Origin of the sequence: Flavobacterium pokkalii, from assembly GCF_014596575.1 — a bacterium.
In the GTDB taxonomy this organism is placed as follows: Bacteria; Bacteroidota; Bacteroidia; order Flavobacteriales; family Flavobacteriaceae; genus Flavobacterium; species Flavobacterium pokkalii.
Genome location: NZ_NASZ01000010.1, coordinates 1 through 19671 on the forward strand (window position 1 = coordinate 1; position 19671 = coordinate 19671).

A 19671-nucleotide genomic window follows, 5' to 3' on the forward strand; every position below is an offset into this window, starting at 1 on the left:
CTTCTTGTACACAACGAAGTTTAAATTCATAATTGTATTTGACTTTTCTTTCCATAAAAATGCCCCCAAATAGCGTCTAACTTTTTGGGGGCAGTTCAATTTGTACAATTGGTCCTTTTTTTTATCAGCATTATAAAATAGATTTTACCATCAAGGAATTAAGCTTAGTTAAGAGACTTAGTGCACTTGGCGTATTCTTTGCGCTCTTCGCGTTTAAACAAAGAACTAGATTCCTTAATAGTAAATCAAAATGAAAACTATTTTTTATTCTTCAAAGCCATTTCATTATCATCATATTCCTGACCAAAATCCGGCATACCGTCTTTAGTCCATTTTAAAACTCTGGCTCTTGTATGACGATTCGGATCGGATAAGGCATCTCCTTTAATTTTTTCATAATCACGGGCATGGTAAATCATAATATCGGTTTTTCCATCTTCAGCTATGGTAAAACTATTGTGTCCCGGCCCGTAACGTTTGAATTTTTCATTCGTATAAAAAACCGGTTTATCCAATTTCGTCCAGGATTTTGGATCCAATAAATCCGCTCCTTCTTTAGCCCAAAGCAATCCAATACAATACGTCGCATCGGTAGCACTGGCCGAAAAAGCCAGGAATACTTTGCCGTTTTTAACCAAAACCGCTGGCCCTTCATTTACTTTATAAGTATGCATTTCCCAGTCGTAATCCGGTTGGCTAATCACCACTTGTTTCTCATCAAGCGTTGTAGGACTGGTCATTTTGGCAATATACAAACTCGTGTTCACCACTTTTCCGGGACCTCTGTCCACCCAAATCATATAACGTTGCCCGTTCATTTCAAAAGTTGTCGCGTCAAGGGAAAAAATATCTCCTTTGGTTACAATTTGTCCTTCTTCTTTCCATTCACCTTTGGTTGGATCTTCCGATGGATTGGATAAAGCATATTTGTGAATGCTCCATTTATTTTCTGCTGAACCGGCGGCAAAATAAATGTACCATTTTCCTTCAATTCGGTGCAATTCCGGTGCCCAGATATGATTACCCATTGGTCCTTTATCATGTTTGCGCCACACCACAACAGGCTGTGCCGTTTTTATTCCGTTAATCGTTTTAGAACTTCTAATTTCAATTCGGTCGTATTCGGGAGCCGTGGCAATGAAATAATAATTTCCATTAGCCGCTTTGGTTACAAACGGATCGGCACGTTGCAAAGCCAAAGGATTATCAAATTGATTTTTCTTTAATTTTTGAGCCTGCATACTCACTCCAAAAAGAAGCATACTAATAAAAATACTGAAGCGTGAAAAATTCATGGTCTTATTTATTTTCAATTATAATTACAAATTTCAATTTTTAAATGTTAAATCAACATTTATAAAGTGTAAATATAATTGATTTCTGGTTTACTCATTCTAAAATTTAAAAACTGACAGCTAACTTATTAAAACCCAAACTTTTATTTGTAAAAATAATAATGCAAATATCTGATAATCATGTAGTTTATCCGAAAAAAGAGCTTTACATCGAAAAAAAGAAAAGTTGTTTTTATAAAACTAAAAATTGCCGTAATTTTATGGAAGTGAACCCCGTCTACTCTAACTTTTCTGGTTAATGGTTTAATTTGTTACTAACATTAAATAAACATTATTATGAAAAAGTTATTCAACATGATTTACGACAAAATTTCCCGTTTTCTATTCGGAGACGAAACGATGGTGAGATACTAACAACAAATCGTAAAAGAAGCGCGTATGTAAAAAAATTACTTTAGGTTTGATTAATTCAACGATGAACCATTTCTAAATTTATACTGATTTAGAAATGGTTTTTTGTTTTTATGAATTAAAACATCAATGCTTCCCTAAATTATCAGTCAGCCAAAAGCAGATATTTTTTGCTAATTTTGAAAGCTCAATATCATAATTATGCAAATCAAAATTCTACACATCGATAGCAATCATCCCATCCTGATGCAACAATTACAAGAGGCTGGTTTTGAAAACCATGAAGATTTTACCTCTTCCAAAGAAGCTATAGAAGCAAAAATCCAGGAATATCACGGCATTGTAATTCGCAGTCGTTTTAAAATTGACAAAACTTTTTTAGACAAAGCAACCAATTTGCAGTTTATTGCCCGTGTAGGAGCCGGTTTGGAAAGCATCGATTGCGAATATGCTACTTCAAAAAATATCGCATTAATTGCTGCTCCGGAAGGCAACCGAAATGCCGTTGCCGAACATTCTTTGGGTATGATTTTATCGCTTTTTAACAACTTAAATCGCGCCGACAGAGAAATTCGTTCCGGACATTGGAACAGAGAAAGCAACCGTGGGCATGAACTAGACGGCAAAACCGTAGGAATTATCGGTTATGGGAACATGGGAAAATGGTTTGCTAAAAAGCTGCGAGGTTTTGATGTAAAAGTACTTTGTTATGACATCAAAGAAAATGTAGGCGACGAAAATGCCCAACAGGTTTCTTTAGCCGAATTACAGCAAAAAACAGATGTTTTGAGTCTGCACCTGCCATGGACTCCGGACACGGATAAAATGGTTAATACCAACTTTATTAATGCTTTCACAAAATCATTCTGGATACTCAACACTTCAAGAGGAAAAAACATTGTTACAGCTGATTTAGTTGAAGCCTTACAATCCAAGAAAATCTCAGGAGCAGGTTTGGATGTTTTGGAGTATGAAAAACTCTCTTTTGAAACCTTATTTCAGGATAAAACAACTCCGGAGGCATTTCAATATTTATTAAACGCGGATAATGTTTTATTGTCTCCACATGTTGCCGGATGGACTTTTGAAAGTCACGAGCGCCTGGCACAAACTATAGTTGATAAAATTAAAGCTTTGTATGCTCAATAAAATGAAAACCAGCTTTTTGTAAAACCAAAGAATTTCCTTTTTTCAGGATAATTTCATAAATTTATAGATTGATAATCACTAAATTATGGGATTATGGAAAATTCAAAATACGAACACTGGAACCAACCTCAGCCTTATGAAGAAGACAATAAAAGAATTGCTGCGGGTTTATTAGCAATAATTCTGGGGCCTTTTGGAATCCATAAATTTCTCTTAGGCTATACTAAAACGGGGATTATTTGGCTTTTTCTTAGTCTCATCAGTTTTGGCGCTATAACTGGATTACTCGGACTTATAGAAGGCATTATCTATCTGACAAAATCAGATGATGAATTTTACAGAACTTATCAATTAGGCCGAAAACTTTGGTTCTAAATATTCAGACCCAAAAAAACCGCAGATTCGCAGATTTAATAATTTACAATCTGTGAATCTGCGGTAAATTTTAAAAAAAGTATAAAAATACTACTCCCCTTTTTCATTAAATTTCTTTTCCAATTCAGCCTGAAATTCCTCCATAACCGGTTTCATCGTACTTTCCGGAATATCGGCAATTCTAATGTACATTAAACCATCAATGGCATTATTAAACAAAGGATCGACATTAAAAGCGACTACTTTTGCATTTTGTTTAATGTATTTTTTAATCAATACCGGCAAACGCAAAATTCCAGGCTCCAATTCGTCAATAATTTTATCAAATTTATTCAAATCGGCTTCCGTTTCATTGAAGATAAAATCTTTGTCAGCATCCTTTAATTTTACTTTATAAGCCTTTTTCGGATGAATATATTGTGCTATGTATGGATCGTAATAATTGGATTTCATAAACTCAATCATCAGTGATTTAGAAAAATCAGAAAACTGATTACTGATACTCACCCCACCAATAAGATATTTATGTTCCGGAAAACGCAAGGTAGTATGAATAATTCCTTTCCAAAGCAGGAATAACGGCATCGGTTTTTGTTGGTATTCTTTAATAATGAAAGCGCGTCCCATCTCAATTGACTGATGCATGGTTTCAAACAATTCCGGTTCGAAACGGAATAATTCATTCAAATAAAAACCTTCAATTCCGTATTTTGGATAGATTTCACCACCCAATCCCATTCGGTAAGCTCCGGCGATTTTTTGCGCTTCATCATCCCACAAAAACAAATGATGGTAATATTGGTCAAATTTATCTAAATCGATAGATTCATTCGTTCCTTCGCCAACTTCTCTAAAAGTAATTTCGCGCAAACGGCCAATTTCATGTAAAATACTCGGGATCTTTTCGGCTCCGGCAAAAAACACTTCATAATTTTTGCTTTGTAACAAGCGGCAATCGGTATTTCTTAAGGCACTAACTTCGGCAATGATTTTTTCTTCGTTAGCCGGAGTGGCAATTTCCTTTGGATTTTTAGGCAATTTTAAATTAGGCGTTGTCAATAATTTGCTTTCCTTTTCAAAAGGATTCGCCAGCATATAGGTTTTCTTTCTCAAAAATTCCGAATAGGCTTCAATACTTTCGTATTCGTTTTGTTCCGCCACCGAAATTGGTTTTCCAATTCTAACTTTAATCACGCGGTTTTTTTGACTAAACAATTCCGAAGGCAATTTAGCTGTACGCAACGTACTACTGATTTTGGACAGAAAATAAAACAAACGACTGTTTTTAGCATGAAAATAAATAGGGACTACCGGAACCTGAGCTTTTCTAATTACTTTTATAGCCCCTTCTTCCCAAGGTTTATCCACCACAAGCTGCCCGTCTTTATAACTGGAAACCTCCCCGGCAGGAAACATCCCCAAAGGTTTTCCGTCACTTAAATGACGCAAAGTTTCTTTAATCCCTAAAACACTCGATTTTACATCCTTATGATTTTCAAAAGGATTTACCGGCATAATGTATTGCTTTAATGGCTCAATGCGATGCAAAAGAAAATTAGCAATAATTTTAAAATTAGGCTCTTTTTCCAACATCAGTTTCAACAATAAAATTCCGTCAATTCCTCCCAGCGGATGATTGGAGATAGTAATATAAGCGCCGTCTTTAGGCAGACGTTTAAAATCTTCTTCCGGAATTTCAAATTTTATCTGTAAGTCGTCCACAATACCATTTAAAAAATCAATTTCTTTCAAATGTTTATTGCGATTGTAATATTTATTGAGTGTAGAAATTCTCAACGCCTTCATTAATAGCCAACCCGAAAAAGTCCCTAAGACCCCGTATTTATCAACATTTATTGCTTTTGCAACTTCTTTGGCTGTAACTAAACCCATTTAATTTTTCTTTTTTGAGCGAAAAACAAAGATAGAAAAAAACTCCATTATCCGACTATGAGCCTACTTTGATTTTAAAATTTTATAACCGCTCCCAGTTATTTTTTAGTATTTTTGGAAATCAAAAAATTTAAAAAAATGAGGATTTTATCATATAATGTCAACGGAATTCGGGCAGCCATTTCAAAAGGTTTTATCAATTGGTTAGAACAAGCTAAGCCTGATGTAGTTTGTCTTCAGGAAATTAAAGCTACTCCGGATCAGCTTCCGTTAATGGATTTTGAAATGGCAGGCTACCCTTATCACTATTGGTTTCCGGCAACCAAGAAAGGTTATAGCGGTGTTGCAATTTTATCAAAAATTAAACCTAAAAACGTAGTTTATGGCACGGGAATTGAGCACATGGACCACGAAGGACGAAATTTACGCATCGATTTTGATGATTTTTCGGTCATGAGTTTGTATTTGCCTTCAGGCACCAACATCGAAAGACTCAATCATAAATTCATGTTTATGGATGATTTCCAAAGTTACATCAACGAATTAAAAAAGGAAATCCCTAATTTAATTATTTGTGGCGATTACAATATTTGTCACGAAGCCATCGATATTCATGATCCGATACGAAATGCGAAAGTTTCCGGATTCCTTCCCGAAGAACGTGCCTGGCTGGATGCTTTCTTAAAAAACGGATTCATTGACAGTTTCCGCTTTTTAAACAAAGAACCGGGTAATTATTCCTGGTGGACCGTTCGTGTAAAAACAGCCCGAACTGACAATAAAGGCTGGCGTATTGATTATTGTCTGGTAAGCGAACCTTTGAAAGACAAAATCAAAAAAGCACTTATTTTACCCGAGGCCAAACATTCTGATCACTGTCCCGTTCTGGTAGATATCGAATAATATAAACATTTTAAACTCTTAAAAATGATCAAAAAAATCTCCTTAAGTCTGTTAGTTCTGGCACTTTCAACTTCTTGTGTTTCCAAGAAAATATATACAGACTTAGAAAACAAATACACCGATTTAAAGAAAGAAAACAGAAGCTTAACCGACGAAAATGAGGCGCTTTTAAAAGCCAAAAACAAATTAGAATCTGACCGCGAGACTTTGCAAAATGAATTAAGCAAAATAAAATCGGAACGCGACAAACTAACGGCTGACCAAAAAGCGCTAAACGAAAAAATAGCCCGTTTGGAAGATTCATACAATGCTTTGGAGAAAAACAGCAACGATGCTTTGCAGGCCAACATGAAAAAGAATCGTGATTTATTAGCCGAATTGGAAGCCAAGCAAAAAGCCTTATCTATTGAACAAGAACGTTTAAGTAAAAATGCACAACGCCTGAAAGAACTGGAAGATAAAATAGCCGCTAACGAAGCTTCCATGCGAAAATTAAAAGAAACTTTATCCAAAGCTCTTAACGGATTTGAAGGCAAAGGCTTAACCGTAGAACAAAAAAACGGAAAAGTATATGTATCTATGGAAAACAAATTGCTTTTCAATTCCGGAAGCTGGGCCGTGAGTTCGGAAGGTAAAAAAGCTGTAGTGGAACTAGGAAAAGTATTGGGTGAAAACCCGGATATTGCCGTTTTGATTGAAGGTCATACGGATAACGACCCTTATGGTGGTTCCGGACCTATTGCTGACAACTGGGATTTATCAACCAAAAGAGCTACAGCCATTGTAGGGATTTTGAGCGAAAACAGAGCCATCAACAAAAAGAACTTAACCGCAGCCGGAAGAGGCGAATTCTCGCCAATTGCCACTAATGATACTGCTGAAGGCAAAGCTAAAAACCGTCGTATTGAAATTATCTTAACACCAAGATTAGATGAAATCGCCGAGATGTTGAATGAAATCAACTAGCTTTCATTAAATAAAAGTTAAAAAAGCTTCGAAGCAGTACTTCGGAGCTTTTTTGATTTCAAGAGTTCTTCAAAGCTTTGTAAATTTGCTTTTCTAAAATTTAAAATCTACATGAAATATACAACTTTACCCAATACTGATATTCAAGTAAGTAAAATATGCCTGGGCACCATGACTTTTGGCCAACAAAACACCGAAGCCGATGGTCATGCGCAAATGGATTATGCCGTAGCCAATGGGGTAAACTTTTTTGATACTGCCGAAATGTATTCGGTTCCCGCACGCAAAGAAACCTACGGAAGTACCGAAAAAATTCTGGGAACATGGTTTAAAAAATCCGGCAAAAGAGACGAAATTGTTTTGGCTACTAAAATTGCCGGACCCAATCCAAATTTTGGCTACATGCGTGAAAAGAATGATTTTTCACCAGCCAGTATTAAATATGCTTTAGAAAACAGTTTGCAACGTCTGCAAACCGATTATATTGATTTGTACCAATTGCACTGGCCGGAACGTAAAACCAATTTCTTTGGCAAAAGAGGTTTTATCGTAGAACACGATGCCTGGGAAGACAACATCCGATTAGTATTAGAAACTTTAGACGGTTTTATCAAAGAAGGAAAAATCAAACACATCGGACTTTCTAACGAAACTCCCTGGGGAATCATGCGTTTTCTGGAAGAAAGTAAATACAACAATTTACCAAAAATTAGTACCGTTCAAAATCCGTATTCGTTGTTAAATCGCCAATTTGAAGTAGGTTCAGCCGAAATATGCATGAAAGAAAATGTTGGTTTATTTGCTTATTCTCCATTGGCTTTTGGAGTGCTTTCCGGGAAATTTTTAAACGAAGAAAATCATCCTAACGCCCGAATCAAACTATTCCCGCAATTTTCCAGATACAACAGCACCGAATGTACGGAAGCTGCCAAACGTTATCAGGAAATTGCTCAAAAACACGGTATTTCAATGGCTCAAATGGCTTTAGCTTTCGTTAACCAACAGCCTTTTGTTACGAGTAATATTATTGGCGCGACAACTTTGGAACAATTAAAAGAAAACATCAGTTCGATCGACTTGCATTTATCAGATGAAATCATCGCTGAAATCAATGCCGTTCATGCGGTAATTCCTGATCCTGCTCCTTAATTTACCCCAAAAATTTAAATTAACCATTAAGAATTTAAGTTTAATTAAGAAGAATTTCTCTTCATATTCTTAATTTCTTAATGGTTTTATTTTCTCACACGTTTTTAATGTTTCAGATAAAAAAATTAAAACTCAAATTCTTCATCGATTTTCAATGAGTCAACAACGGTTGTATCCTTTTCTTTAATGCGTAAAAGGGATTTTGCAGGTCCGGTTAAAATAGTTTGCTCCTTTTTAAAAATCGTATCATCTACAGTCAGCAATCCTCTTCTAATCATTAAATTGGTTAAAAAAGAAACCTGTTTCATCGCCGATTCTTTCAACATTCCTTCATCATTAAACTGATACATAAATTTCTTCGGGCTTGGAATAATGCGCGCCAGATACAAACATTCGTTAAAAGTCAATTCGGCTGGGGTTTTCTGGAAATAATACTGAGCTGCTTCGCCAATTCCATACACATTTGGTCCCCATTCGATAATATTAAAATACACTTCCAGCATGCGTTCTTTACTCACAATGCGGTTGTTTTCCAAAATATAAACCAACAAAATTTCTTCCAGTTTTCGGGACAAAGTTTTCTCGCGGGTCAGGAAAACATTCTTAATCAATTGCATGCTGATAGTACTGGCACCACGGGAAAATTTTCGGGTACGGATATTCTTAGCAATAGATTGTTTGAACGCTTCATTGATAAAACCATGATGCGAAAAGAACGAAGGATCTTCGGTAGTTAAGACACATTTTTGCAAATAAGGCGAAATTTGATCTAAAGGAGTATAGTTCACATTCGAAGTTCCCACCAAAACCGGACGCTGCAACACCCCATTAATGATAGCGCGATAAATAAACTCGCCATTAAGTTTATTCAAATTAGCTTCGCCGTATTTGGTAATTCTCAGGTTTTCTTTTTTCAGATTACTGTTAAACACCAAATCGTTTGGTTTGTTTTTATTGTATGCAAAATCCAAATAATAATCAAAAGTTCCTTCGGCTTCCATGCCCTGAAAATGCGTAAACAATCCATCCGGAAGCGAAGTGATAAAATCCTGCGCTTTCATTTTAGGTATCTTAACCTTAAGTTTATAAACAGTATCTTCTTCGGTTTCATAAGCCAGATACGGATGGAATTTCACCTTATTAAACTGCGCTGTCGAACTGCTGTCCACAGCCATAAAATCAGCCCCTAACAGCAATCGGTAATCCAATCGGGCATTTTTAATTAAAACATCTTTTTGAGCAATTCTTCGATGATTAATTTTCAAATTGGCAATCGAAGAAAAACCGTCAATATGAAGTTCTCCTCCGCTTTTATCAATATTTTCAACATTCAAACGAATGGAATCAAAGCTCGAAACCAGATTGTAACGTTCGTCAAAATAAGGAACTTTAATCGCACCGGTATCAATATTAAAAAACCGGATATCCGCTTTTTTGTTTCTAGGATCAGTAAAACCTTTTATTTTCCATCGTTGTGCAAAAGTATTGGTTTGAACATCAATGGAAGTCTCCAGTTCTTTATTGGCCAAAACCAATTTTTGAATTCCAATCGTGGCTTTCTTTCCATTATCATCGAGTTTGAAAGTCAGATTCTCAACTTTCATATCAGTCGGAATCAAATTCAATACTCTTGAAATAATCCGATAGGCAAAAGCAGCATAATCTTTTTTATCAGAAGTATTTTCTTCATCTTTATTTCTTTTTAAAAAGGCAGCAAAGTTTTTCACCTCGCCTTTTTTAGTCAGCTGAATATATCCTTTTTTGATTTCTAAAGTTCCCAGTTGCACTTCACCCAACATTAAGCGCCATACATTTACAGTCGTTTTAATTTCATGAATATTAAATAAAGTATCCGCATGATTAGGAACCAAACTAATATCAGCCAGATGCACTCCGGAAAATCCTTCAAAAGCAGCTTTTTTCACCACAAATCTACTGTCATAATCCGCTTCCATTTTGTTAGCCGTTTTAGCAATGATTTGTTGCAAAAGCGCCTCTCTAAAACTAAAAATTCCAATAATTGCAAGTAATGCAAATGCTACTACAATTTTTGCAACTAAGAATATTTTTTGTTTTCGGGTTCTCATAAATCAGTCTTTTTTTGGTCGCGAGCTAAAATAATAACTTTTTACGTTGATTAAGAATCTTCCTTTAAACTTTAATAAATACTTCACTTTTCCAGCAGAATAGCATGAAAAAAACCACAACTTATCTTATTATTTTACACTGAGCCAACCAAAACACTCCTAAATCACTGTAAAACAAGACACTAAACAAAAACGTTAAAAAGCCCGTAAACACTGGGCTTTCCGAATGTTTTAGGTTAAATTTGCAGTACAAAAAAAATAAAATTAAAAATGAAAAAAGTTATTTTATCGGTTATTGCCGTACTATCATTTGCGTTTGCAAATGCACAAGAATCAAAAACAGTAAAATTTGGTGTTAAAGCCGGAGCTAATTACGATTGGTTAGCAACAGGTGACGCATCTGTTTACGATTTACGTCCTGAAGTAGGATACCACGCTGGTTTAGTAGCCGAATTCAAAATGTGTGATGAATTTTCATTCCAAGCTGAAGCTTTGTATTCTCATTCCAGCTTTAAATTTGACGGAAACGGAAACACAAGTGGCAGCAATTTAAAAATTAGCGAAATAGCAATCCCTGTTTTAGCTAAATTTCACTTAGTTAAAGGTTTATCAATAGAAGTTGGTCCACAAGCAAGTGCCATTATTGACTCTGAAGCAAAAGGAATTTATGCTAACACCAATTTGAGAAAATATAACATCGCATCCGTTTCGGGCTTAGCTTATGACTTTAACTCCGGAGCATTTGTTCAAGCTAGATACGTTTATAATTTCTTAGACTTAGCATACGGACCAGCAGGAAACAATCGTTTTGGAATCCAGGCTTCTGTAGGTTACAAATTCTAATATCCATTTTCAGAAATAATCCGAAAAACCACGTAAACTGCGTGGTTTTTTTATACCCAAACCTAACTAACCTAACATCCAAAAAACACATGTAACAGCTCTTAAAAATTTTAATATATTTTTTCGTAACTTACAGCTATCTAACCCAATAGTCTCAAATTATGAAAAAATTAAAACTTTTTAGCTATAGCTTTTTAGTAATCGCTATGCTAATGATGGCCTGCCATGAAAAGCGAAACGAACTGGTTGATTCCTGGAAAATTACCGCTGTTGAAGCCAAAACCACTTTATCCGATTCAGTAAAAAACGAAATCCTAACGAAAGGCACTTTGACCTTTACTAAAGACGGACATGTAAACGGATTTTTGGAAAGCGAAATAAATGACGGTACCTATGCCTTAACCAAAAAAGGAAAAAATCTGGTCATTAAAGATGAAACCGGTACTCCCTACCCTTTTGAAAGCGATATCAGCGATGATGAAGTAATCTTAGTCAGCGACAAAATGAAACTGACACTCACCAAAAAATAAATCTACAAACCACTCTACAGTTAAAAAGAGTGGTTTTTTATTTGAAACCTTTCACAAAGTTTTTTTAATACCATTTTGTTTCAAAAAAAAGAACAATCTGTTACCGTAAAAGTCAAATAATTATACAGAAATTTGCTTCTTGAAAAATCAGAAGTAAAATGACACAAATTAGCATTCTGGGTTGCGGCTGGCTCGGACTTCCATTAGCGAAAGCCTTCATTAAAGAAAACTATTCGGTAAAAGGTTCTACAACCACAACAGACAAAAAAGAATTACTGGAAAATGCCGGAATTTCACATTATCCGATTACTCTCGAAACCGAAAATTTCTCTGCTCCTGTAGCTGATTTTTTAGCCGGAAGTCCCATTTTAATCATTGCTATTCCTCCAAAATTAAGAGGAAAAAATAAGGATCACTCGGATGCTCAGAACAATTCTTTTGTTCAAAAAATAAAAAACCTGCTACCTTTTATTGAAAAATCTTCGGTAGAAAAACTGCTTTTTATCAGTTCGACAGCGGTTTATGGCGAAGCTAATGCGATAATTGACGAAAACAGTCCGACTGTTCCTGTTACCGAAAGCGGCAAACAATTACTGGAAATTGAACAATTATTAGTAGCCAATACACATTTTAAAACAACCATTCTCCGTTTTGGCGGATTAATTGGTCCCGACAGAAATCCAGCTCGTTTTTTAGCCGGAAAAGAAAATGTCCCTAATCCGGATGCGCCGGTGAATTTGATTCATTTGGACGATTGTATTGGTATAATCAAAAAAATTATTGAGAATAACGTTTGGAACGAAATACTTAATGCTGTGACACCTTTTCATCCAAGCCGAAAAGACTATTACACTCAAAAAGCTTTGGAACAAAATCTAATTCCGCCAACATTCAACAATGAAAATCCTTCTATTGGGAAAACGATTTTATCAGAAAAATCAGTTCAATTATTAGATTACATATTCATCCAAACTGAATTATAGTGATAACAAAAGTTAAAACTGCTGTTTCAACAAAAGTTAATGCTATTGGTCTTCCTATTTTAGCATTGCTTTGGGTTGGTTTTTTCTGGGGCACCACTTGGATTGCTTCCAAAGAGGGTGTTCGTTATATTCCCGGAATTCAAATGGCCGCCATTCGTCAATTTTTAGCCGGAGCACTTTACATTCTCTTTTTCCTGTTTACCAAATTGCCCTGGCCCAAAGGAAAACAATGGAACACCATTATCATTCTTGCCATCCTGAATTTCACCTTAAGCAACGGACTCAGTACTGCAGGAGTAAAATACATCAGTAGCGGACTGGGCGCTATTATTGCAGCCATTTTCCCTATTTGGGTAGTAATCATTTCTTACTTTAAAGGTGAAAAAATTGCCAAATTAGCGGTAACTGGAGTACTTTTAAGTTTCTCTGGGGTTTGCATTATTTTTTACGAATATTTGGGCGATTTTTTTAAACCGGATTTTCGTCTCGGAATTTTGCTTTCGGTTTTAGCAACAATTACCTGGGCTTTTGGAACTTTATACACTAAGAAAAAAGCAGCTTCGTACAATCCTTATTTTAGTTTGGGATTCCAAATGTTCATTTCCAGCATTCTGTTATTTGCTTACAACGGAGCTACCGGAATTTCAATAAATTTAAGCGAAATCCCAATGAATACCTGGCTTGCCATTGCCTATCTGGTCGTAGTTGGTTCACTAATTACTTTTACCATTTTCATCTATTCTTTACAACATCTTCCACCGGAATTGAGTAGTCTTTATGCTTATATGAATCCAGTTGTAGCGGTTTTATTGGGAGCTGTTATTTTTGATGAATCCTTAAGCATTTCGATAGCCATTGGAGGCACGGTAACACTTTTTGGTTTGTATTTAGTCAATAAATCTTTACGTAAAAGCCGTAAAAAAACGAACATTTTAATCAAGTAAAACTTCCTGATTTCCAAAAGGGTTTTTGTATTTTTGCAAAAAAAATTCATGAAATCTGTTTTATACAAATACCGAATCTTCATTGGTATCTTTTTTATTTTTTCGGTTATTACGCTTTCTCTTTTTTATAATGCATTAAAACCTCAAAAAACACTTCCCATTTACAATCCTGCCGATGTAAATCCGGAACTGGTGGACAGCACCGTACAGTATGTGAGCAAATACCATACAATTGCCGATTTTTCCTTTACAAACCAAAACGGAAAAACCATCACCCAAAAAGATTATGAAGGCAAAATTTATGTTGCCGATTTTTTCTTTACCACCTGCGGTTCTATTTGCCCAAAAATGACCACTAACTTGGTCGAAGTACAAAAAGCCATCATCAACAATCCCAAAGTAATGTTGCTTTCGCACACCGTTTTCCCCGAAGTCGATACCGTAGAAGCTTTGAAAGCCTATGCTCTAAAAAACGGAGTTGATGACCGCAAATGGAACTTGGTAACCGGCGATAAAAAAGAAATTTATACCCTAGCCCGAAAATCCTATCTGGCGGTAAAACTGGGAAAACCAAGCCAGTTATACGATATGGTTCACACCGAAAATTTTGTATTGGTGGATGCTAAAAGAAGAGTTCGCGGTTTTTATGACGGCACTAAAAAAGAGGAAATTAAACGTTTAATTGAGGACATTAACTTTCTTTGTCAGGACAAAAACGACAATTAGAAACCCCAAAAAACAAAAAATATCTTTTTTAGACTTCAATCCGTCTAATTAAATCATAAAACTGATAATAATCATTTCAGTTAATAATTTAATATGTATTTTTGCAATCTTAATTCAATCTAAATAAGACCTTGCGTACCACTATACACTCCTTAAAAAAAAGCGAAAAAGCCATTATCAAAGATTTTGATATTGATATTATTCCTTTAAAACTTCTGGAAATGGGTTGCTTACCCGGAAACACTGTCGAATTACTTCAAATTGCTCCTTTTGGCGATCCATTGTATCTGGATGTCAACGGTTCGCACGTGGCTATTCGCGTGGAAACCGCTAAAGAAATTGAAGTAGAACTAATCAATACGGCACTTTAATGATGCATCAAAATATAAACGTAGCTTTAATTGGAAATCCTAACGTTGGGAAAACCTCTGTATTTAATCAATTAACAGGGCTAAACCAACAAGTGGGAAACTATCCCGGAATTACGGTGGAGAAAAAAATTGGTTTTTGCAAATTAAACCACAATATCAAAGCCAATATTCTGGATTTACCGGGAACTTACAGTCTGAATGCCAGTTCTATTGACGAAAATGTAGTTATTGAACTGTTATTAAACAAAAACGACAAGTTATATCCGGATGTCGCTTTGGTAGTTACCGATGTGGAAAATCTAAAGCGTAACTTATTACTTTTTACCCAAATTAAAGACTTAGAAATTCCAACCATTTTAGTCATCAACATGGCCGACAGAATGGAAAGCAAAGGAATTTCATTAGACATTCCGTTTTTAGAAGAACAATTAAAAACTAAAATTGCCTTAATCAGCTCAAGAAAAGCACAGGGAATTGAAGAACTCAAAGAATTAATTATCAATTACAAAGCGCTCACTACCGAGCCTTGCCTGAATGCCTCGGTAATTGACAAAGAATACTTCGATAACCTGCAAAAAGCTTTTCCTGACCAATTATTATACAAACTTTGGCTGGTAATTACGCAGGACGTAAACTTTTTGAATTTGGAACGAAAAGAAATCCAGAGTTCTTTTACCAAATCGCACACCGAATTAAAGCGTTTGCAACAAAAAGAAACCATCAAGCGCTACCAATTTATCAACGAAGTCCTGAAAGAAGGTTTGACCGTAGATTCAAGCATTGCTAAAGATTTCCGTTCCAAATTAGACCGTGTTTTAACCCACAAATTCTGGGGATACATCATCTTTTTTGTAATTCTTTTTGTGATATTCCAATCCATTTTTGACTGGTCATCCGTACCAATGGATTTCATCGACAGTACTTTTGCCTCTTTAAGCACTTTGGCTGCCGAGGAACTTCCTGCCGGTATTTTAACCGATTTAATTTCGCAGGGAATCATTCCTGGAATTGGCGGAATTTTAATTTTCATTCCTCAAATTGCCTTTTTATTTCTCTTTATTTCCATACTCGAAGAAAGCGGTTATATGAGTCGTGTGGTATTTATAATGGACAAAATCATGCGTCGATTTGGATTATCCGGAAAAAGTGTCGTTCCCTTAATTTCGGGAACTGCCTGCGCCATTCCGGCAATTATGGCAACGAGAAATATCGAAAGCTGGAAAGAACGTTTAATTACTATTTTAGTAACACCATTTACCACCTGTTCAGCCCGATTACCGGTTTATGCGATTATTATTGCGCTGGTCATTCCAAATCATCGCATTTTGGGCTTTTTAAACCTTCAGGGACTTACACTAATGTTATTGTATCTTTTAGGTTTTGGAATGGCTATTTTGTCCGCTTATATACTTAACAAAGTCATGAGAACAAGCAATAAAACATTTTTTGTGGTCGAAATGCCCAATTACAAATTGCCTTTGTTAAAAAATGTAGCTATCAATGTAGTGGAAAAAACCAAAGCTTTCATTAGCGGTGCCGGAAAAATCATTTTGGCAATTTCTATTATTTTGTGGTTTTTAGCTTCTTACGGACCGGGAGAAAATTTTAAAAATGCCGAAACCATCGTAAGCAATAAAATTGAAAACAAAACGATTTCAGCAACAGAATTAGACAATAAAGTTACCGCTTTCAAACTTGAAAATTCCTATATCGGTATTATGGGAAAAAGTATCGAACCGGTCATTTCACCTTTAGGATACGATTGGAAAATTGGTATTGCTATCATCAGTTCGTTTGCTGCCCGTGAAGTATTCGTAGGAACACTGGCTACCATTTACAGCGTAGGAAACAGCGATAACGAAGCAACTATTAAAACCAAAATGGAATCGGAAATTCATCCGGAAAATGGCAATAAAGTTTTCAATTTAGCCACAGGGATTTCCCTGTTGTTATTCTATGCTTTCGCGATGCAATGTGCCAGTACTTTGGCGATTATCAAAAAAGAAACCAACAGCTGGAAATGGCCGTTGGGACAGCTGGTTTTTATGAGTAGTTTTGCGTATCTTACTGCTTTAATCGCTTATCAAATTTTAAAATAAAACAAGATGTTTCAGGAAATCATAGCCTATTTAATCCTTGGGATTGCCGTTGTGTATCTTTTCAAAAAGTTCTTTTTGAAGAAAAAGAAAAAAGATAAAAACTGCGGAGGCGATGATTGCGGATGTCATTAATATTTTCCGCACAGGAAAAATTCTTCAAAATTATTTACCGCAAATTCACAAATTATTTCATCAAACGATGCTTTTAAATTTGCGAATTTGCGGTAGTATTTTTTTAATCTAACTCAGTTTCACAAAAAGATTACTGGCAATTTTATTCGAAATATTTAAAAGTTGCTCTCCCACTTTGATTCGAAGTGACAAATCGAAACTTTCTTTTCCCATAATTTCAATAGCAGAACCCAGAGCAATTCCCTGTTTGTCCAGGTATTTTAAAAACTCCGAAGAAGTATCTTTTACGCCTACGCAAATTCCTTTTTGCCCCTCGGCCAACTCTGACAATAATTGCTTTTCCATTTTTGGCAAAAATCCCTGAGCATTTGGAATCGGGTCACCATGCGGATCTTCGGTAGGATTTCCTAAAAAATCGTCCAGTTTATTAATTAGTTTCTCGGATTTGATATGTTCCAATTGTTCGGCAATATCATGCACCTCATCCCAGGAAAAATCCAGTTTTTCAACCAGAAAAACCTCCCACAAACGATGCTTACGCACAATCATTTTGGCTTCTAATTTTCCTTTTTCGGTAAGGCTAACGCCCTGATATTTTTTATAATTCACCAAGTCTTTTTCAGACAGTTTCTTCAACATATCCGTTACCGAAGAAGCTTTGGTTTCCATCGCTTCCGAAATTGCATTGGTACTCACTCCGGAAGTAGAAACAACAGTTAAATGATAAATTGCTTTAAGGTAATTTTCTTCTGAAAAAGTCATTGGATTGCAGATTTTAGATTGCAGATTTCATAAGCTGAAATAAATATCTTAATACTTGATACAACTTACTTAATACTTTTATTTTTTAACAATCAACAAAGGTATCGAAATTTTATGTCTTAATTTATCTACCGTAGTCCCTAAGATTAAATCTTTAAAACCGGTATGCCCGTGTGTTCCCATCACCAAAATATCAAAACCACCGCTGTTCACGATTTTCGGAATTACCTTTGTAGGTTTACCAAAACCTAACTGAATATTTACCTTGAAGCCGTTTTCAAAAAGCATTTTCTGATATTCTTTTAATAATTTCTCGTCAACTAAAGTTTCGTGGTCGTCAATATGTTCGCCATACACCATGGCTCCAACAGTTTCTACTACGTGAATTAAAGTATAATTGGCTTCTATTCCTCCTAATTCAAAAGCACTGTTCAATGCAATTTCATCAGCTGAAGAAAAATCAACAGAAACCGCAATATTCTTTTTGGTATAACTTTCTGATTTGGAAAAATGCAGTTTTAAATGGTGAGGTGAATGATTTTGAAAAGCAATTCTGGATTTCGCAATAAACGGTTTAAACACAATGTAAAGCAACAAAATCAGAAAACCAAAAGCCAAAGGCACCACCGTCAACCACAGAACAATTGGATTTTCAGACACTTCCAACCAACCCTGAATTTCATCAAAAACTAATTTGGCATTTAACGAAACAATAATAGTCGCAATAATCCAGGAAGCTATTTGTGTGATTTTTCCAATCTGGAACCCTTTCATTTTTTGTGCATCACTTACAAAATGAATCAGCGGAATAATCGCAAATCCTAATTGTAAACTCAACACCACCTGACTAAAGATTAACAACTCTCCTGTAACTTCTTCGCCAAAAATACTGATTACAATCACCGCCGGAACTATCGCTATCAATCGGGTTAAAATACGACGTACCCAAGGCTGGATTCGTAAATTCAAATAACCTTCCATTACAATTTGTCCCGCCAAAGTTCCGGTAACGGTTGAACTTTGTCCGGCAGCAATTAATGCAACAGCAAATAAAATAGGTGCCCATTTTGTCCCTAATAAAGGTTGCAAAAACTTATGCGCATCCTGAATTTCGGCTACTTCATGCATTCCGCTTTTATAAAAAGTGGCTGCAGCCAAAATTAAAATCGCCGCATTAACAAAAAAGGCCAGATTCAATGCAATCGTCGAATCAATAAAATTATATTTCAAAGCCTGCCTGATTCCCATGGGAGTACGGTCGAATTTTCGGGTTTGTACTAAAGAAGAATGCAAATACAAATTGTGCGGCATCACCGTAGCACCAATAATTCCAATAGCAATATACAAAGCCGTATCAGTTGGCATCGAAGGAATTAATCCCAGAACTACTTTATCCATTTCCGGCTGGGCAAAAATCATTTCGAAAATAAAAGAAACTCCAATCACACTAACCAATGTAATGATAAAAGCCTCCATTTTTCGGATGCCTTTATTGATTAAAAACAATAACAAAAAAGTATCTAAAACCGTAATAAGTACGGCTTCAATAAGCGGAATTCCGAACAATAAATTAATCCCGATTGCCATCCCTAAAACCTCAGCCAAATCACAGGCTGCAATGGCAATCTCCGCCAGAAAATACAATATGTAATTGATAAAGGGCGAATAGGTTTCGCGTGAAGCCTGTGCCAAATCACGCTGGGTCACAATTCCTAATCGGGCACTTAAACTTTGCAACAACAAAGCCATGAGATTACTCATCAACAAAACCCAAAGTAGGGAATAACCAAACTGGCTACCACCGGCAATGTCGGTAGCCCAGTTTCCCGGATCCATATAACCCACACTTATCAAATAAGCCGGGCCAAAAAAGGCCATTATTTTCCTAAAAACTGATTTTTTATTTTGTGTCGAAACGGACTGATGTACTTCTTCAAGTGATTTTCCCATAATGAAACTTAAGTGATTAAGGCAAATATAATTATATTTTTTTGTTACTTAAAATATAATTTTTAGCTTTGTCTAAATTTTTAAAATAAATCAATCTAAAAAT

General features: G+C 35.6%; 18 protein-coding genes. 13 read left to right on the forward strand and 5 right to left on the reverse strand.

Going from position 1 to position 19671, the window contains the following annotated elements; all coding sequences use genetic code 11:
- Positions 1–257: 257 nt before the first annotated feature.
- Positions 258–1295: a glycoside hydrolase family 43 protein gene (locus tag B6A10_RS08025; RefSeq protein WP_188220462.1), complete on the reverse strand. Its 1038-nt coding sequence runs from the start codon at positions 1293–1295 to the stop codon at positions 258–260.
- A gap of 612 nt (positions 1296–1907) precedes the next feature.
- Between B6A10_RS08025 and B6A10_RS08030 the strand changes: the two genes are divergently transcribed.
- Both B6A10_RS08030 and B6A10_RS08035 read left to right on the forward strand, forming a co-directional pair.
- The gene (locus B6A10_RS08030; protein WP_188220463.1) at positions 1908–2855 is read left to right on the forward strand and encodes a 2-hydroxyacid dehydrogenase; all 948 of its coding nucleotides are present in this window, start codon (positions 1908–1910) and stop codon (positions 2853–2855) included.
- Positions 2856–2948: 93 nt separating this feature from the next.
- Positions 2949–3230, forward strand: a complete 282-nt coding sequence (locus B6A10_RS08035) for a TM2 domain-containing protein (RefSeq protein ID WP_188220464.1) — start codon at positions 2949–2951, stop codon at positions 3228–3230.
- Positions 3231–3320: 90 nt separating this feature from the next.
- Here B6A10_RS08035 and B6A10_RS08040 read toward each other — a convergent pair whose 3' ends face one another.
- Positions 3321–5123 (reverse strand): GNAT family N-acyltransferase, encoded by a 1803-nt coding sequence (locus tag B6A10_RS08040; protein ID WP_188220465.1) that lies wholly within the window; start codon positions 5121–5123, stop codon positions 3321–3323.
- A 138-nt stretch (positions 5124–5261) separates the two neighbouring features.
- Here B6A10_RS08040 and B6A10_RS08045 point away from each other — a divergent pair, with 138 nt between their 5' ends.
- The 3 genes from B6A10_RS08045 to B6A10_RS08055 all read left to right on the forward strand — a co-directional run bounded on the left by B6A10_RS08045 (position 5262) and on the right by B6A10_RS08055 (position 8141).
- Complete coding sequence (locus tag B6A10_RS08045) at positions 5262–6026, forward strand: exodeoxyribonuclease III (protein ID WP_188220466.1); 765 nt, start codon at positions 5262–5264, stop codon at positions 6024–6026.
- A 24-nt stretch (positions 6027–6050) separates the two neighbouring features.
- Positions 6051–6992 (forward strand): OmpA/MotB family protein, encoded by a 942-nt coding sequence (locus B6A10_RS08050; RefSeq protein WP_188220467.1) that lies wholly within the window; start codon positions 6051–6053, stop codon positions 6990–6992.
- A 111-nt stretch (positions 6993–7103) separates the two neighbouring features.
- Entirely contained in the window at positions 7104–8141 is a 1038-nt protein-coding gene (locus B6A10_RS08055; RefSeq protein WP_188220468.1) for an NADP(H)-dependent aldo-keto reductase, read from the forward strand.
- 125 nt (positions 8142–8266) lie between these two features.
- Here B6A10_RS08055 and B6A10_RS08060 read toward each other — a convergent pair whose 3' ends face one another.
- Entirely contained in the window at positions 8267–10228 is a 1962-nt protein-coding gene (locus B6A10_RS08060; protein ID WP_188220469.1) for a transglycosylase domain-containing protein, read from the reverse strand.
- Between the two features lie 270 nt (positions 10229–10498).
- Between B6A10_RS08060 and B6A10_RS08065 the strand changes: the two genes are divergently transcribed.
- The 8 genes from B6A10_RS08065 (at position 10499) to B6A10_RS08100 (ending at position 16856) form a co-directional block, all read left to right on the forward strand.
- Positions 10499–11071, forward strand: a complete 573-nt coding sequence (locus tag B6A10_RS08065; protein WP_188220470.1) for a porin family protein — start codon at positions 10499–10501, stop codon at positions 11069–11071.
- 161 nt (positions 11072–11232) lie between these two features.
- Positions 11233–11601: a hypothetical protein gene (locus tag B6A10_RS08070; RefSeq protein WP_055094944.1), complete on the forward strand. Its 369-nt coding sequence runs from the start codon at positions 11233–11235 to the stop codon at positions 11599–11601.
- A gap of 158 nt (positions 11602–11759) precedes the next feature.
- Entirely contained in the window at positions 11760–12584 is an 825-nt protein-coding gene (locus tag B6A10_RS08075) for an SDR family oxidoreductase (protein ID WP_188220471.1), read from the forward strand.
- Positions 12584–13528 carry a DMT family transporter gene (locus tag B6A10_RS08080; RefSeq protein WP_188220472.1) on the forward strand — a complete coding sequence of 315 codons (945 nt, stop codon included), beginning with the start codon at positions 12584–12586 and terminating at the stop codon, positions 13526–13528. The genes B6A10_RS08075 and B6A10_RS08080 overlap by 1 nt, the downstream gene beginning before the upstream one ends.
- 48 nt (positions 13529–13576) lie before the next feature.
- Entirely contained in the window at positions 13577–14254 is a 678-nt protein-coding gene (locus B6A10_RS08085; protein WP_055094940.1) for an SCO family protein, read from the forward strand.
- A gap of 131 nt (positions 14255–14385) precedes the next feature.
- The gene (locus B6A10_RS08090; protein WP_026713995.1) at positions 14386–14625 is read left to right on the forward strand and encodes a FeoA family protein; all 240 of its coding nucleotides are present in this window, start codon (positions 14386–14388) and stop codon (positions 14623–14625) included.
- Complete coding sequence (feoB, locus tag B6A10_RS08095) at positions 14625–16724, forward strand: ferrous iron transport protein B (RefSeq protein WP_188220473.1); 2100 nt, start codon at positions 14625–14627, stop codon at positions 16722–16724. The genes B6A10_RS08090 and feoB overlap by 1 nt, the downstream gene beginning before the upstream one ends.
- Before the next feature lie 6 nt (positions 16725–16730).
- Positions 16731–16856: a FeoB-associated Cys-rich membrane protein gene (locus B6A10_RS08100; protein ID WP_155960768.1), complete on the forward strand. Its 126-nt coding sequence runs from the start codon at positions 16731–16733 to the stop codon at positions 16854–16856.
- Positions 16857–16964: 108 nt separating this feature from the next.
- Here B6A10_RS08100 and B6A10_RS08105 read toward each other — a convergent pair whose 3' ends face one another.
- Both B6A10_RS08105 and B6A10_RS08110 read right to left on the reverse strand, forming a co-directional pair.
- Positions 16965–17618: a metal-dependent transcriptional regulator gene (locus B6A10_RS08105; RefSeq protein WP_026713993.1), complete on the reverse strand. Its 654-nt coding sequence runs from the start codon at positions 17616–17618 to the stop codon at positions 16965–16967.
- A 78-nt stretch (positions 17619–17696) separates the two neighbouring features.
- Positions 17697–19568, reverse strand: coding sequence for an Nramp family divalent metal transporter (locus tag B6A10_RS08110; protein ID WP_188220474.1), 1872 nt, complete (start codon positions 19566–19568; stop codon positions 17697–17699).
- Between the last annotated feature and the right edge of the window lie 103 nt (positions 19569–19671).